General features: G+C 44.6%; 14 protein-coding genes and 3 pseudogenes. 10 read left to right on the forward strand and 7 right to left on the reverse strand.

Features of this window, described 5'->3' with window-relative positions:
* Positions 1-6 precede the first annotated feature (6 nt).
* From DA100_RS01665 to DA100_RS01680, 4 genes are all read left to right on the forward strand, one after another.
* A complete protein-coding gene (locus DA100_RS01665; RefSeq protein ID WP_138970567.1) occupies positions 7-852 on the forward strand; it encodes an ABC transporter substrate-binding protein in 846 nt (281 codons plus the stop codon).
* A gap of 13 nt (positions 853-865) precedes the next feature.
* A complete protein-coding gene (locus DA100_RS01670; RefSeq protein WP_138970568.1) occupies positions 866-1,903 on the forward strand; it encodes an iron ABC transporter permease in 1,038 nt (345 codons plus the stop codon).
* On the forward strand, positions 1,903-2,682 hold the full coding sequence (locus DA100_RS01675; RefSeq protein ID WP_138970600.1) for a heme ABC transporter ATP-binding protein: 780 nt from the start codon (positions 1,903-1,905) through the stop codon (positions 2,680-2,682). Before DA100_RS01670 ends, DA100_RS01675 begins: the two co-directional genes overlap by 1 nt.
* Before the next feature lie 64 nt (positions 2,683-2,746).
* Complete coding sequence (locus DA100_RS01680) at positions 2,747-3,490, forward strand: transporter substrate-binding domain-containing protein (protein ID WP_138970569.1); 744 nt, start codon at positions 2,747-2,749, stop codon at positions 3,488-3,490.
* Between the two features lie 83 nt (positions 3,491-3,573).
* Here DA100_RS01680 and DA100_RS01685 read toward each other — a convergent pair.
* A pseudogene (locus DA100_RS01685) lies at positions 3,574-3,963 on the reverse strand (kinase/pyrophosphorylase); the annotation flags it as partial.
* On the opposite strand from DA100_RS01685, the pseudogene ppsA reads away from it, so the two are divergent.
* Positions 3,959-5,677: pseudogene (gene ppsA / locus DA100_RS01690) on the forward strand (phosphoenolpyruvate synthase); the annotation flags it as partial. The pseudogenes DA100_RS01685 and ppsA sit on opposite strands and share 5 nt — an antisense overlap.
* Before the next feature lie 56 nt (positions 5,678-5,733).
* Here the strand turns inward: ppsA and ompW are convergent.
* The 4 genes from ompW to DA100_RS01710 all read right to left on the reverse strand — a co-directional run bounded on the left by ompW (position 5,734) and on the right by DA100_RS01710 (position 9,061).
* On the reverse strand, positions 5,734-6,381 hold the full coding sequence (ompW, locus tag DA100_RS01695; protein ID WP_138970570.1) for an outer membrane protein OmpW: 648 nt from the start codon (positions 6,379-6,381) through the stop codon (positions 5,734-5,736).
* Between the two features lie 223 nt (positions 6,382-6,604).
* Positions 6,605-7,855 (reverse strand): peptidoglycan DD-metalloendopeptidase family protein, encoded by a 1,251-nt coding sequence (locus DA100_RS01700; RefSeq protein WP_171052113.1) that lies wholly within the window; start codon positions 7,853-7,855, stop codon positions 6,605-6,607.
* Between the two features lie 205 nt (positions 7,856-8,060).
* Entirely contained in the window at positions 8,061-8,360 is a 300-nt protein-coding gene (locus tag DA100_RS01705; RefSeq protein ID WP_138970571.1) for an isoamylase early set domain-containing protein, read from the reverse strand.
* 89 nt (positions 8,361-8,449) lie between these two features.
* Entirely contained in the window at positions 8,450-9,061 is a 612-nt protein-coding gene (locus tag DA100_RS01710) for a hypothetical protein (protein WP_138970572.1), read from the reverse strand.
* Positions 9,062-9,132: 71 nt separating this feature from the next.
* On the opposite strand from DA100_RS01710, the pseudogene DA100_RS21215 reads away from it, so the two are divergent.
* The 5 genes and pseudogenes from DA100_RS21215 to DA100_RS01735 form a co-directional block, all read left to right on the forward strand.
* A pseudogene (locus tag DA100_RS21215) lies at positions 9,133-9,243 on the forward strand (aldehyde-activating protein); the annotation flags it as partial.
* A gap of 107 nt (positions 9,244-9,350) precedes the next feature.
* Positions 9,351-10,022, forward strand: a complete 672-nt coding sequence (locus DA100_RS01720; protein WP_138970573.1) for a YoaK family protein — start codon at positions 9,351-9,353, stop codon at positions 10,020-10,022.
* Positions 10,023-10,255: 233 nt separating this feature from the next.
* Positions 10,256-11,626: a YjiH family protein gene (locus DA100_RS01725; protein WP_138970574.1), complete on the forward strand. Its 1,371-nt coding sequence runs from the start codon at positions 10,256-10,258 to the stop codon at positions 11,624-11,626.
* Between the two features lie 171 nt (positions 11,627-11,797).
* Positions 11,798-12,283, forward strand: a complete 486-nt coding sequence (locus DA100_RS01730; protein WP_138970575.1) for a hypothetical protein — start codon at positions 11,798-11,800, stop codon at positions 12,281-12,283.
* The gene (locus DA100_RS01735; protein WP_138970576.1) at positions 12,267-13,370 is read left to right on the forward strand and encodes a GGDEF domain-containing protein; all 1,104 of its coding nucleotides are present in this window, start codon (positions 12,267-12,269) and stop codon (positions 13,368-13,370) included. Before DA100_RS01730 ends, DA100_RS01735 begins: the two co-directional genes overlap by 17 nt.
* Here the strand turns inward: DA100_RS01735 and DA100_RS01740 are convergent.
* Together DA100_RS01740 and DA100_RS01745 are read right to left on the reverse strand one after the other, a co-directional pair.
* Positions 13,367-14,797, reverse strand: a complete 1,431-nt coding sequence (locus DA100_RS01740; protein ID WP_138970577.1) for a sigma-54 dependent transcriptional regulator — start codon at positions 14,795-14,797, stop codon at positions 13,367-13,369. The genes DA100_RS01735 and DA100_RS01740 overlap by 4 nt on opposite strands.
* On the reverse strand, positions 14,748-16,136 hold the full coding sequence (locus DA100_RS01745; RefSeq protein ID WP_138970578.1) for a transporter: 1,389 nt from the start codon (positions 16,134-16,136) through the stop codon (positions 14,748-14,750). The genes DA100_RS01740 and DA100_RS01745 overlap by 50 nt, the downstream gene beginning before the upstream one ends.
* Positions 16,137-16,207 lie beyond the last annotated feature (71 nt).

The following is a 16,207-nucleotide window of genomic DNA, read 5'->3' on the forward strand; positions in this document are numbered from 1 at the left end:
TCAACTATGTATAAAAATGCCTTCATTCAGCGCTTCGCCACACTTTCCCTGCTTCTCATTGCCGCTCACTCTTTCGCCGATGAAAAAGTCATCAGTGCAGGCAGTGCTGTCACCGAACTGGTCGTGGCGCTGGGACAACAAGATAAGCTCGTTGCGGTTGATGTCACGAGTGAACGTCCAACCAATTTATCGTTAGCCAATATAGGTTATCACCGACAACTATCCACAGAAGGTCTGCTTGCACTCGGTGCAACTCGTTTAATCGGTTCTGACGAGATGGGACCAGACACGACATTAAACCAACTTCGTGCAGCAGGGGTGACGGTGGATATTGTTAACACAAAACCAACCGCTGAGGGTCTGCTGCAGCGCGTAGACCAAATTGCTTCTTTACTCGATGCTCAGCAACAAGCCTCAAACTTGAAGCAAAGTATTACTAAACAGATCCATACTTTGCAAGCCAACAAAAACAATCAAGTTTCAGCGAAAAAAGTCCTGTTCTTGCTCATTCATGAAGGGCGCCCCGCCAATGTCGCTGGCCGAGATACCACGCCAAATGCAATCATAGAGTTAGCGGGAGCTCGCAATCCTGCAGCGGAGAGTGTGACGTCATACAAACCTCTTTCAACGGAAGCCCTTGTAGAGATGCAACCGGATGTGATTCTAGTCAGTGGACGTAGCTACAAACAGCTAGGGGGGGTGGACGCCATTCTCGCCAGTATGCCTATGCTGGCAGCAACACCCGCTGGACAAAATGGACAAATAATTCAAATTGATGGTCGTGCTTTGGTTGGGGGACTTGGATTGAAGAGTCTTTCAGAAGCCGAGCGGCTAAGTACAATATTGAGATAAGAGCACTACAACCATGTTTCTTCGTCGACTGGGTAATACGACAATTTGGGCACTGGGTGGACTTACACTGTTTGTGACTGCCATCAGTTCAGTGACCGTGGGGCCAATGCATATTGGCTTTTGGCAAAGTGTTCAAAGCCTGATGTTCCAATCGCAAGATCTCGCTCCTCACATCAATCTCGTCATTCATGAAATCCGTTTTCCACGCACACTTCTGTGTATGTTAGTGGGAGCGATTCTGGCACTGTGTGGCAGCGTCATGCAGGGGCTATTTCGCAATCCACTTGCCGAACCCGGAATCATAGGTGTTTCGGCAGGGGCCTCCCTCGGCGCCGCGACTGCGATAGTCCTGTTCTCAAGCGTCAGTCACAATCACCCTCAATTTATGAACTTAGCGGCCGTCCCACTGTTCGCTTTTCTGGGTGGAGCACTAACAACGGTGTTGGTCTACAGGTTAGGCACAACCAAGATGGGAACCTCTGTCACCATCATGCTACTAGCAGGAGTGGCTATCAGTGCGCTTTCAGGAGCTGGAATTGGTTACATGAGCTTTGTCGCTGACGATCAGATGCTACGTGATCTCTCCTTGTGGTCGATGGGGTCTATGGCGGGGGCAAACTGGTCTAGCATTCTGCTGTGCGCGACCACGCTGACTTTACTGATGGCGGTGTTCACTTATAAAGCGATGGCACTCAATGCTCTACTGCTTGGTGAGGCAGAGGCCGCACACCTTGGGATTCCTGTACAAAAACTAAAGCGCCAGCTGATCCTGCTTAGCGCGATCGGTGTTGGTGTGACTGTCAGTGTATCTGGCATGATCGGCTTTATTGGTTTGGTGATTCCTCACTTGGGTAGGATGATCTCAGGGCCTGATCATCGAACCTTATTGCCGCTTTCTGCATTAATGGGCGCACTGCTACTCACTCTAGCCGATATGTTTTCTCGAGTGGCCGTTGCCCCCGCTGAACTGCCTGTCGGCATTGTGACTGCCCTTATCGGCGCTCCTTTCTTTATCTATCTTCTCTTCAAGCAAAAAGGGGCAATCCTATGATCAATGACATCGTGTTGTCTGCCCAACAAGTTTCTATGTCCTATGGTCAACGTAAAGTGCTCGATAATATCAGTATCGATATCCGAGCCGGAGAAGTTACCACGCTTTTGGGACCCAATGGGGCGGGTAAAAGCAGTTTACTCAAATTGTTGTGTGGAGAGATCCCATCACGATGCAATATAAGCTATTTTGGACGGAGTAAAGAGCAGTGGCAGCCAGGTGATTTGGCACAGCACTTAGGTATGCTACCTCAACACAGTACACTCAGTTTTCCATTTTTGGTTCACGAGGTTGTTGAGCTTGGTGGGATCCCGTTAAATCTACCAAATAAGCAAGTAAAACTGTTGGCGCAAAAATATATGGAGATGACCGATGTTGGTCATCTAAGCGAACGTCTCTACCCTTCTTTATCGGGTGGCGAAAAGCAACGTGTCCACTTAGCTCGAGTATTGGTTCAACTCGCACATTCAGAGCGCGAAAAAATCCTGATGCTTGATGAGCCGACCTCGGCATTGGATTTGGCCCACCAGCACAACACGTTAAAAATTGCCCGCAGACTGGCAGATGAACATTGTGCCGTAGTAGTGGTTTTGCATGATTTAAACTTAGCTGCACAATATTCAGATCGTCTGGTTGTTTTGCATCAGGGAAAAATTGCATGTGATGAAGCACCTTGGCATGCATTAGATGTCGATTTGATTAAGCAAGTCTATGGCTACGACGCTCTTATCACGTCACACCCAACACTAGACTTTCCATTGATTTTTCCTGCATCCTAATCTGGTTCGATAGGTTAGAAAACCTTAGCTATACTCAGGTTATTGCGCTTGAGGAAATTGTATAATGCTTCGGTTTACTGACATCATTATCGCCTGTGTCATCACGTTTGTGAGCTTCGCTAGTTACGCTCATAACACTGAATTGACCCATGTAAGAGTCTGTGGTGATGCAATTGACTGGTCCCCTTATACTTACGTTGTAAATGATGCCGCTTACGGTTCCGATGTTGTCATTCTCGATAGGGTGTTAGTTCAAAATGGCGTTAGCTATGACATCACAATGACCTCCTGGTCTCGATGCTTGAGGGGCACCAAAAGTGGAGAATTTGACTTAGCGCTTAGTGCCTCATTCAGCGATACCCGAACAAAGGACTTTCTCTACACAGAGTGGTACTACAGCATAACCCCATACTATATCTACTCTTCCACTCGATTTCCGCAGGGTCTAGAGATAACCAGTGTGCAAGACCTATCCGCTTACAAAGTATGTGGTAACCATGGCTACAATTACACTGACTTTGAACTTAATAATATTGTCCGTGAAGGAAACTCGGTTAAGGACGTCCTCACCAAACTAAGACAAGGTGAATGTGAAGTTTATTTAAACTGGCTGGAAATCATTGATGGTTTAAAATCGGTGTGGGGGATCGAATACATTACTGATGACTTAGTCGCTAAAGCGATACCCAACATGCCCCCACACAAGTTCTATATGCTGATTTCGAAGCAATTTCCCGCACAAACCAAACTCAAACAGGTGCTTGATAACTATTTAATCAGTTTACAAGTCAACCAGACTGCACCATAGCCGAGCACCACTGACAAGACGATGAGAATATCATGAGCACGGTCATCGGCATGGTCATAGTCCTCGGCCATCATTTTTGACAATTACAGAAGGCGACGACGTAGTCCTGAACGCTCTAGAACACGGGTCGAGATCTCTTCTACCGATAAAGAAGAGGTATTGATATAAGGAATCGCTTCGCGACGAAATAGCGCCTCAACGGTTTGCAGTTCATGTAAACACTGTTCGTTACTCGCATAGTCACTTCCTGCTAGACGGTTTTCTCGAATCTCTGTCAATCGTTCAGGATTGATGGTCAAACCAAACAACTTATGACGATGAATTGCAAATTCAGGCAGTAATCTTAAGCGTTTCAAATCATCATCAATAAATGGATAGTTAACGACTCGCAGGCCAAACTGCATCGCCATATAAAGGCTGGTTGGCGTTTTACCACTGCGCGATACGCCAAGTAAGATGATATCCGCCTCTTCATGGGGTCTGGGCGAAATGGTCGTACAGGGCGCAGTTAACCCAGATGAGTTTTACGTTCACAAGCCGATGCTGGAAGCGGGTCAACAAGCCATTGTGAAAAAGACGTTTGGCTCAAAGCTGATCAAAATGATCTACTCGACTAACCAAGAAATTGGAAAACAAGTTGAGATCATCGATACCAGCGAACAGGAGCAAAACCAGTTTTCTCTGAGTGATGAAGAGATCAAAGAACTGGCCAAGCAAGCGATGATCATTGAAAAGCACTACCAACGTCCAATGGATATCGAGTGGGCTAAAGATGGCATCGACGGCCAACTATACATTGTTCAGGCGCGTCCAGAGACGGTTTGCTCTCAGAGCGAGCAGAATGTTATTGAGCGTTACGAGTTAAACGATAAAGCGCAGGTTCTGATTGAAGGTCGTGCCATCGGTCAGCGTATCGGTTCTGGTCCAGTACGTCTGGTCGATTCATTAGACCAAATGTCACTGGTACAAGAAGGCGATGTATTAGTCACAGACATGACTGACCCTGACTGGGAACCAGTGATGAAGAAAGCCTCTGCAATCGTGACTAACCGTGGCGGCCGTACTTGTCACGCAGCAATCATTGCCCGTGAGCTTGGTATTCCGGCTATTGTTGGCTGTGGTAACGCAACGAGTGCTCTCACTGATGGTTCTACCGTCACCGTATCTTGTGCAGAAGGTGAAACAGGTTATGTCTACCAAGGTGAGCTAGCGTTCGAAATCAAGCGCTCTTCTGTGGATGAATTGCCGATGCTGCCGACCAAGGTGATGATGAACGTTGGTAACCCAGATCGTGCTTTCGATTTTGCGCAGATTCCTAACGAAGGTGTCGGTCTGGCTCGTCTGGAATTCATCATCAACAAGATGATCGGAATTCACCCGAAAGCACTGCTCAACTTTGATGCGCAGAGCGACGAATTGAAAACCGAGATCACCCAACGAATTCGTGGCTACAAAGATCCTATCGACTTCTATGTAAGCAAACTGACTGAAGGAATCGCGACAATCGCAGCGGCTTTCTGGCCTCAACGTGTTATCGTTCGTATGTCTGACTTCAAGTCGAACGAATACAGCAACCTAGTTGGTGGACAAAGTTACGAACCTCATGAGGAGAACCCTATGTTAGGTTTCCGTGGCGCTTCACGCTATATCTCTCCAGTCTTTGAAGACTGCTTCGAGTTAGAGACACAAGCGATTAAGCGTGTTCGTAACGAAATGGGGCTGAAGAACGTAGAAATCATGATCCCATTCGTGCGCACGCCAAGCGAAGCGGCTTCGGTAATCGACTTGCTGGCTAAATTCGACTTACGCCGTGGCGATCAGGGTCTGAAAGTGATCATGATGTGCGAACTGCCATCCAACGCGATTTTGGCAGACGAATTCTTGAAGTACTTCGATGGTTTCTCTATCGGTTCCAACGACATGACTCAGCTTACACTTGGTCTTGACCGTGATTCAGGCGATGTTGCTCACCTATTTGATGAACGTAACCCGGCGGTAAAAGCGATGCTTAAAATGGCTATTGACGCGGCCACGAAAGCGGGTAAATACGTCGGCATTTGTGGGCAAGGACCATCAGATCACGAAGACTTAGCCGAATGGTTAATGGAACAAGGCATCAGCTCAGTATCCCTCAACCCAGATACGGTTATCGATACTTGGCTACAGCTTGGAAAAGCCAATAAGTAATCGTTCGTAAATGTTAAAAGGCTTCCCATGGGAAGCCTTTTTATATTCGGGTACAACTAGAACTTGTAACCGCCGCCAATCATAAATACCCATGGGTCGATGGTTACGTCAGTAGAGTACTCTTGACCACCCGCTGTGTATTTTGCTGTCGTATCGATATCGGCATACCAAACTGATGCGTTTAAGAACCAGTCATCGTTAAGCATGTAGTCAACACCTACGTTCGCAGCCAGACCCCAAGAATCATCCAGTGACAGGTTGCTTAATCCATTCGTTGTTGCGGTGCTATTTAGCTCTTCATCGAAGAAGACAGTGTAGTTGATACCGGCACCTACATACGGGCGGATAGCGCTTCCTGCTTCACCGAAGTAGTATTGCAGCATAAAGGTTGGTGGTAGATGTTTGGTCTCTGCTACTTCTCCAAGGTTAAGTAGGTTAGTAGAGATACTGTGTGAAAACGGCGTTGCCGCTAGCACTTCAAAACTGATGTTATCAGTAATCATATAACCAAGAGTCAAACCAAGCTGTACGTTTGAGTCAACTGAAAAAGAGCTTCCAGGAGTATCCAGCACATTGCCACTGCTGTCATTTGGTACAACGGCTGCTAATCCACCACGGACCACAAACTCACCTTCTTTGTGAGCAAACGCGTTAGCAGAAGCGAGAGTGGCCAGAACGGCAAGGCTTAAAAGTGTTTTTTTCATTATTGTTTCCTTTTGTAGGGTGTTGTTTTATTGAAATATTTGCGCTGGAAAGTAGCACATAAAAACCCTACAAAATTGAGGGAAATCAATTTGTGAAAGTTATTGAGTATTGATTTATCTTTTTTATTTCAGCGATCACTAAAATTTGCAACATTAATGACATTTATGTAATGCAACTTTTATGTTCATCACACGTAAAAAAAGCTCCCTAAGGAGCTTCTTGTTATGTGGTGGTCTTCGATTTAGGCTGACTTGCCAACTCAATTTCTCTTTGTTTAAGCATCGCATCCCACTCATCTCGTCTGGCTTTAAAACTCGCCATCTGATTTTTCGGCACTGAATTCGCCATGGGGATGTTTGCTTTCATCGCATTTACTGGACGGCCACGATCAATCAATTCGTAGTGAATATGTGGACCCGTCACTCGACCTGTCGCCCCTGATAAGCCAATTCGTTGCCCACGAGACACCTTCTGACCTTTACGTACGAGAATTTTACTCAAGTGTAGGTAACGAGTTTTGTAACGACTGCCGTGCTGAATAACAACATAATTACCCGCATAAGGGTGTTTACGCGTCATCACCACCACACCATCTCCCGTCGACACAATCGGTGTACCAATAGGTACGGCCCAGTCGGTACCATTGTGAGGAGAGACTCGCCCTGTCACTGGGTGCTTACGATTAGGGTTAAATTGAGAACTTAATCGGTAACGCCCGGTAATTGGTTCGCGTTGGAAAGCTCTCTGTAGGCTATCACCATTGAAATCATAATACTGACCATCACTATGCAGATAAGCCGAAAGCACACGCCCGCGGTTGTAGATTCTGATAGCCTGGATTTCGCGATTTCCCGTCAGTTGCTCATCGACGAATTGGCGTGATTGGACAACTTCAAACTTATCTCCTGCACGTAAATCACGCGCGAAGTTTACTTTGTCTTTAAGTAGATTCACGACCTGTTCAATCTCACTCTTACCCAAGCCAAGGGCATTGACTGACTGAGAAAAACTGCCGTTGATTTCACCTACTAATGCAAAAGACTTCCACTCACCTGGAATTTTTACATCCGTGAACTCGTATTCACCATCATCAACTCGTGTATAAACTGCACGCTCCACCAAGCTGAACTCTAGCTCCATTTTTGCCAGATGCTTACTCTCCTCGTCTCGCCAGAAACGTAAGGTGTTTCCTGGTTTGAGCGTATCCAGAGCAAGATAGTTGAGGTCGGTTTCCATGATTTTCATCAGTTCGCTGTAACCAAAGCCTAACTGATTAAATATGCTACTCAAGTTATCACCAGCTTGAATAACATACTCGTAATCCGGCACATCACGTGCAATATCCGTATCGATCAGCAAGCGATCAACCAAAGTTGACTCAGGTAGGGAGAGATCAATGGTGCGTTGGTATCGACCATGTTGCGAAGTACTTGCTACCGCAATTGCCGCGAGGATCGGCAAACTCAATACCATCAGCTTTTTCGGCCTCGATAGCTCTTGGAAGCGAGACTTCAAACTTCTAGTTTGCACAATTTGACCTATAAATCGAAATAAACAAAGCCCTAAGAGTACAAATTTGTCTCAGGCTTGTCACCTGTCAATTGTCAGGTTTACAACAAAAGGCGCGCTATGCGCCTTGTTGTTTTTTTGTACAAAACTTATTTTTTCCTGTCAGAACTTACTGATAAGTAGAAATTAGCCCGTTATCTTCACCGAAACCATTTGGACGATAAAGATCGGCAGCAGGATCGTTCACCCACCGTTCTTCATCGATCAAATACCGAAACTCGAATTCTTGGTCTTTAGGTAGACGAGTTTTGAATTTATATGACTTAGATTTGGCCACTTTTTTCATGGCGAGCGGCTGCCAATCAAGAAAATCCGCGACAATCGCCACACTATGCCCAACCTCATCCGCCGCAAACTCAAAAGTTACTTCAACTTCATCCTTGGTTTTAAAGAAACGCTTATTGATCATATATCACTCCATTAACACAATTAAAATCCATCTCATAACGGGTTAGGCAGTTCAATGTCTTTGATAGCACGCTTAACAAATTGATTGGTTTAGCGCAGTTCTAAGCTATCTTGCTCAGTTAACTTGAACAGTATAGTGGTTATTTGTGACGGTTCCTCAGCCATAGACTGATTCGCTTCACGTTCCAATAGCTTAATAGTAATCAATCTATCAACAGCGGAAATTTCAGCCACTTTAATTCGATCACCTAACAATGCTCCGCCGTTGATGATCATGCGTTGTCTAAACTCGTCATACTTTGAAACTGCAAGATAATAGAACACCCCTGACCCCTGATTGCTAACCGCAAGAATCACAGCATAGGTGGTGTCATTTAACTTAACGATTTGTTCTGTGTTTATCGCAACGCGACCTCGGACTGCGCCATCCTCATAACTACCTGCCGCGATTGGTCGATGTTCTAGATCTTCTATGAAGGTAAACGCATTGCTGTCAGGCACTTTGACTGTCCATGGATTGGTTGTCTTAATGCCAAAAACTTGCGCCATAATGGCATTATTTTGCGGCCCTTGATTGGGAAATTTGGCTAGAATTTCTTCATCTGTAAGGCTGAAACGATAGATGCCTGCAACCGTGACTATAATTAGCAATACAACAGGAATCAAAAGGATGAGGGGAATCGGTAATAAGCGTTTTTTCATCGGGTTATCAATTTTATTGGAATCATAGAATAATCAAACAGCATGTTAGCAGGCTACCGCAAGGAGATAAAATGGAACAACAGCATAAAATTAGAATAGCTGACTGTAGCTGTGGTCAAGATAATTTGGTTTGTCGTGGAGAACCTGAGCGTAGTTCAGTTTGTCATTGTTTTGAATGCCAGATGGAACGCTATCTTTAGTTATCTTTGATCAACTTTTGACTTCGATTTTTCCTATCGACAAACGCGAACTCGCTCTATAATTGCGCCTTAGATCTAAGGAGCAACTTTTGATTTCCAAACTTCCACGCTGGGTAGAATATGGAGCGTTTCTACTCGCCTTACTCGCAGGCATTGTAAACGCAATAGGATTGCTAGGTTTTCAACATCAGGCTGTATCGCATATTTCTGGTACCGTCACCCTGCTTGGCACCTCAATCGAAGCCTTTGATCAGCAAACAGGCCACCTTTTACTTATCTTACTGAGCTTTCTGATTGGCGCGGTGCTAAGTGGTATTTTTATTGAGAGTACGGCACTCAAACTCGGGCGACGCTATGGCGTGGCACTCTGCTTTGAAAGCTTGCTGCTTTTTGGCGCTTACATTCTGTTGCAAGAAAACATCACCGCAGGGCAATACTTAGCTTCCGCTGCTTGTGGTTTACAAAACGCGATGATCACAACGTTTAGCGGAGCAGTGGTACGCACGACGCACATGACCGGCATCATCACTGACCTTGGCATCATGATTGGCGCGAAGCTTCGGGGTGAATCATTCGATTATCGCAAAGCGAAACTCTTCATGTTTATCTTCTGTGGATTTTTATCCGGTGGCATCATCGGTGCCAAGCTGTTCGCATATTATGCAATCGGTGCCCTTGCTGCTCCAATCATACTGGCTCTATGCCTTGCAATAGCTTACTGGGTCTTTATTTCAAGCCATCCAACTCGAGCTCAACCCTAACTGACACTTGAAACATTAGAGTAAACAATTTAACATCCGCAACACATTTAGCCATCAACGGTAAAATTATTGACATTTTTCGTTGAATATTTAGCGATTTTTATTGAATAGTATTGCAAGAACTATGGAAAGCCATTAACCTTGCTCAGATTTGATAATATATGGATGTTTAGTGAATAACTATGCCAACAAGGTTGGTTTAGGTATTACACTAGTTGTAACTCGAGAAACTTATGCAAGACAGCGCACAAACGATGAAGCAAGTGAATAGTAAAGGCAATTTTTGGATGTTTTTTATTCCATCCCTACTTGGCCTTTTTGTTTTTATGGCACCGATTAGCTATCAGGGTGATATTACCATCCCTGTGGCTGTATTAGCTAAATCCATCCAAGCCGTATTTGGCGATTACCTAGTTGCTATGGTCACAACGATCATCGCATTTATGGCTGCAGCCTCAGCTTTATGTCGAATTAAGACACCCGCTTTTATTGCCAAGAGTAATTTCTTAAACAGCTTGTTTAACCCAAGCCCATTGTGGCTGGCGGTACGCTTGATTGGCGGTGCAGCTGTTGTAATGACGTTTTTCCAAATTGGTCCTAAAGCAATTTGGGAAGAGAATACTGGCGGCTTAGTACTTGAAGGTTTGCTTCCTACTCTATTTTCAGTGTTCATTTTCGCAGGCTTACTCCTTCCTCTACTCCTTAATTTTGGCCTGTTAGAGCTATTCGGCACTCTTCTTAGCAAAGTTATGCGTCCTGTGTTCAACCTACCGGGTCGCAGTGCTATCGACTGTATGGCTTCATGGCTAGGCGATGGTTCAGTAGGTATTCTTCTGACCAGCAAGCAGTACGAAAACAAATTCTACACCCAACGCGAAGCGGCAGTTGTAGGTACAACTTTTTCTGCGGTTTCCATTACCTTTAGCCTTGTTGTTATTGCTCAAGTGGAGTTGGAACATCTGTTCTTGCCTTTCTATGGCGCTATCTGTTTGGCTGGTATCGTCGCAGCGGTGATCATCCCTCGCCTTCCACCACTTAGCTACAAAAAAGATGCCTTCATCGATGGCTCTAAGCCAAGTGAAGATGCAGATGCAATCCCTGAAGGTCACACAAGTTTTTCTTGGGGTATGGAACTGGCACTTAACAAAGCGAGCCAAGTTAAGTCAGTTAAAAGTGTATTCCAAGAAGGCGTCCACAATGCTATCGATATGGTATTTGGCGTACTGCCTGTTGTTATGGGCTTGGGCACTATCGCACTAATTATCGCTGAATACACTTCGGTATTTAGCTTCTTAGGCCAACCTTTTATCCCATTCCTTGAGCTACTCGGTATTCCTGAAGCAGCCGCGGCATCCGAAACCATGGTTGTAGGCTTTGCTGACATGTTTATCCCTGCAATCCTAGCAGCATCAATAGACAACGAGATGACTCGATTTGTTATCGCAGCGATGTCTGTTACTCAGTTAATTTACATGTCTGAAGTGGGTGCTCTGCTGCTAGGTAGCCGTATCCCTGTGAATATCTTTGAGCTGTTCGCAATCTTCATTTTGCGCACTCTTATCACATTACCTGTTATTGCAGCGGTTGCTCACCTGATTTTCTAATCCGCACCGTTTCTGTCGTAATGAACAAAGCCCCTTTTAGGGGCTTTGTTGTTCATCATATCCAACAGCACCCTCGTCATCTCTCACTGTTCGCCTAAAAGCTTTCTAATTCATCAGTTCTCATAATATAATTAATGACATTTATCTAAATAGATAATCCAAGGAGAGCTTATGAGGTGGTATTGGGCTGCATTGTTGTCCTCGATTTTGAGTTTCCAAACATTGGGCTCTCAGTTGGTCATTCGTGCAGCAGATCAACAACCTATTGTTCTTACCCATGAACAAGTCACATCTCTCTTTCCACCAACGAGCTTTACCACCAGCCTCCCTTGGTTCGAAGATAAGAAAGACATTACTGGATTCAAGGTTTCTGATCTCCTAACACACCTTGGAATTAACGACGCTTTTTCTGTCTCTTTCCTTGCACTCAATGACTACGCGGCTAGCTCACAAATCAAAGATATCAAAAAGTATCAGCCTATTGTGGCGTATCAGATAGACGATCAACCCATTAAAGTTAGAAATAAAGGTCCTTATTGGCTGGTCTTTAATTTAGACCAATACCCAGAAATTGATAATGCTGTTTTCCACGCTCAAATGGTGTGGCAAATAGACGAGATACTCATACATAGAAACCAAGATGTGGCAGCGCAATAATTACAACCAATCATCCGCTATTCTCAAAAGGGCCAAGTATTTACTGCTCTTGCTCAGTCTTGTGGTCATCATCGCGAATCTCTACTTTCTTAGTGCGACTCGACAACACGCTCAGTCCTACAGCGAACAGCAAAATCAAGCTACATGGTTTTTATTCCAACTGAGTAAGGAGTTTTCGGAGCTCAATTCCATTCTTCCTTTTGCGGCAACGGATGAGGATTATCATCAACGAGCCCTGCTTAAGTACGAGCTCACTTGGAGTCGTTTTGATCTCCTTCTGACCAGTAGAGAAGCGGATACCTACATTGCGTTACCGGGAGCAAGAGTTTTCTTTTTGACACTATTTAGCCAATTCAAAGCACTCGAATCCCGTCTGGAACTTCTTAATCATCCTGATTACGTAGAGAAGGTCAGTGACGAGTTCAACATTCTTTACATGTCTATGATTCAGTATGTAAACACCAATTTTCGCATCAAGAGTCCGCTCTATCGCGATCAGATGAAGCAAGCACAGAATCTTAACGATATCCAGTTTGCCTCCTTGATGTTGCTTGTGTTGTGCGTCTGTCTAGCAATGTACATCTTCCATAAAGAGTCGGAGTACCATAAGCAACTCTCTCTCACAGATTCGCTAACAGGTATTGCTAATCGTTTGGCGATGTTTAGTGAATTAAAACGGAGAACAGATTCTGATACACCATTCAGTATTTTGCTACTTGACCTAAATAAATTTAAGCAAATCAACGATTATCATGGACACTATGCTGGGGATCAGGTACTTAAAGCAGTCACTAGGCGCTTAAGTCGTCTCGGGCTAGAATGCTACCGAATTGGTGGTGATGAATTTGCCGTCATATCAAATCAAACTGATCTGGCTGTAATAAATAAGACAATCGATACAATCCATCAAAACGTATTCAAACCAATTAAAATCAAAGATGGCACGCAATTCGAATTAACCACTAGCATCGGTATCGCTCGATATCCAGAAGATTCACTTAATGTCGCTGAGTTGTTAACCCATGCAGACCTAAGCATGTATTCCGACAAACGATCACACGAAATACATGCCGTCAGCAATCACTAATTGAGGCCTCTCGCCCTAACCAATGCTGATCTTAGGTCGTACTTTTCTATAATCCGGTAGGCGGTCGCTCTTGATATTCCTAAATATTTCGAGGCTTCTAGGACATTACCTTCATAAAGGAGTAAGGCATCACGTAAGCTTTCACCTTTATGACCGTTGTTAGGTGTAGAAAACTCCACATTGGCGGATATATCAAGATCTTGTGCTGAAATCACTCCAATGTCGTTCATCAGCACGGCACGCTTAACAATATTGATTAGTTCCCTTACATTTCCCGGCCAATGGTACCCAAGCAATCTTTGCCTTGCTCCCTCATTAAAATGAGAGACGTTACAATTATATTCAGCACTAAACTTTTTCATAAAAAATTCAGCCAAGACTAATATGTCCTGATCTCGCTCTCTTAACGCTGGTACATTAACCCGAAGCACATTCAATCTAAAGTAGAGATCTTGTCGGAAACGGCCTTCCCTAATCGCTTGTTCCAAATCAACGTGAGTTGCCGCAACCACCCGCACATTTACCCTGACCGGCTCATGACCTCCTAGTACGTCGATCGTTCCTTCTTGAAGAAACCGCAGCAAATTGGCTTGCTGAGTTAGGGGCAAGTCACCAATTTCATCCAAAAATAGTGTGCCATTATGTGCTAGCGCAATTTTACCCGTCCGGCTTGTGCTGGCTCCTGTGAAAGCCCCCTTTTCATGACCAAATAACTCAGAATGAACTAACTGTTCATTCAAAGCACCACAGTTCACCGCTACAAATGCCTCATTCGCTCGTGAGGATGCATCATGAATAGCTCTAGCAACTAATTCTTTACCTGTACCACTTTCACCACAAATTAGCGTGTTAACGTCCGTTGGCGCAACTTTGCCTATTTGTCGTTTCAGACGATGTACAACAGGAGAATCACCAATCAACGCTGTCGTCTTAACTTCAACAACATTTACTTTCGATTTTGTCAGTGAGTTGCTCTTCAAATCGAGCATTCCTAATTGATGACCTAGAGTTTTCACTACCATTTCTTTAGGCAAAGGACTGGTGTAATAATCAACACAATAGTATGAAATATAGTTGAGATCTTCACAGGTCATCAGCTCTCTTTGAGATTTGTCCAAGTAAGCAATAGTGCGAACTCCCAAGCCGATTCCATGGAGTACTTCTAATTGTTTACATTGGTATCGACCACATGAAAAGTCGAATACAACCACAAGTCTGTGTACATTCTTTAATATCTCTTTCGCAGTATCAACCGATGCTACAATTCGATAACTCCATCCCTGAGCAGACAAAATTCCTGACCATAGTTGATGATCACGCGAAATAACTAATATCGATACCGCTTGTTCTTCTCGCATAATAATACCTTCATCACCTTTAGAATCGGTAAGGGAAGCGAATGCTGATTGCGTAATCAGCAGCATCATCACTTAAACCAGAACTTACTTGTGTCACCATACTCAAGTTCTTGGTCAAAGCCATGGTTGAACCAATACCCAAAGTGGCACTATTGCCATCGCTGCCGATAACTTCTACCCAATCTCCTCCATCAAGTCTTTGTTTAGAGGTATTGCTCATAGATTGACTAAAGTTAATTGCGAGGCTCATCCGTTCGCTTATAGCAAAAGCCACTCCCAGACCATAATCCCAGCTATCACCAAGCTTAACGCTGCCAGACTGATTACCTGCTGCACTGCTGATGTCGTCAAACTGTTCTTCTAACTGGTGAGTATAATTAAGGTTTAAGAATACGATGGCAGGGTCGTAGGTTTTAACAATCGAGATCCCGGTACCTAACCCCCACACTCCATTACCCGTTGGCAGGTCATCGGGAACGTTAAGGTTGCCAGACTGGGATGATGAGGTCGCGATACCATATGGATCTTTACCGGTTGGTGCGGTCACCCGAAAGTTCCATACTAAATCAGGCGAGTCTGTGGTCTCTTTTAGAACACGGTAGTATATACCTGCACTGATATCCCCAATGCCCGAACTCGATACCTTGCCTGATTCTAAACCGTCGCTAGAGTTATTCTGACCCACAGTTTCATAATCTGACCAGCGGTAAACCGTCGGAATACTGAGTTCAGCCTGCCAGCGATCATCGATAGTGTAACGTCCAGAAAAGTCTAAGTTGAAGGTGTTAGAACGAACTCTATCTAAGTTGATGTCGCCAAGGAAAATCGAATCCAGCGCCAGAAAGCCACTTAATGCAAGATCCTTTCGATCAAAATAGCTGTAACGAAAAGCGGTTTCCAGAGTGAACTTACGTGTAAAGACATTACCCGCTTCTTGGTATACATCTTCTGCACTGCGGCTTTTCTGGCTCGACTCTTGAGGCTTAGTGGCATTAGTCGGCTTAGCTTTCGGAGTTTGAGTGTTGGCAGTCTGAGTCTCTGGGCGGGCTACCTGGGAAGAGCCAGCTGTTGCATCGATAGCAACTTTCTCAGGACGTGATAGGACGTTTTGTTGCTTATCACCATTAAGTTGAGATTTCATTTCCGCAGAAACGCGCTGGTTCTTTTTGACTAGGCTATCAATATTTCCCTGATGATTGATAAGCACTTGTTGATGGTTATTAACTGCCTGAATAACCTGCTGCATCACTTGCTGCTGTTGCTGCAACTGAGCTTTTAATGCTTCATTCGCCGCTTTTTGTTCAGCCAGTTGCTGAGATAAAGCGTCCACTTGATCATTGGCATGCAGATGCATGACAGGGCTGCTAGTTGCGATCAGGCAACTTATCGTAAGCGAGCTCCTTTTCATATTCACCTCCCGGATATGAACTCGCTTGATGTTAAGTTAATTTATGATTATTTACTGTTTCAAAAGTGAGA

The sequence above is a fragment of the Vibrio sp. Hep-1b-8 genome, assembly GCF_006124995.1.
GTDB lineage: Bacteria > Pseudomonadota > Gammaproteobacteria > Enterobacterales > Vibrionaceae > Vibrio.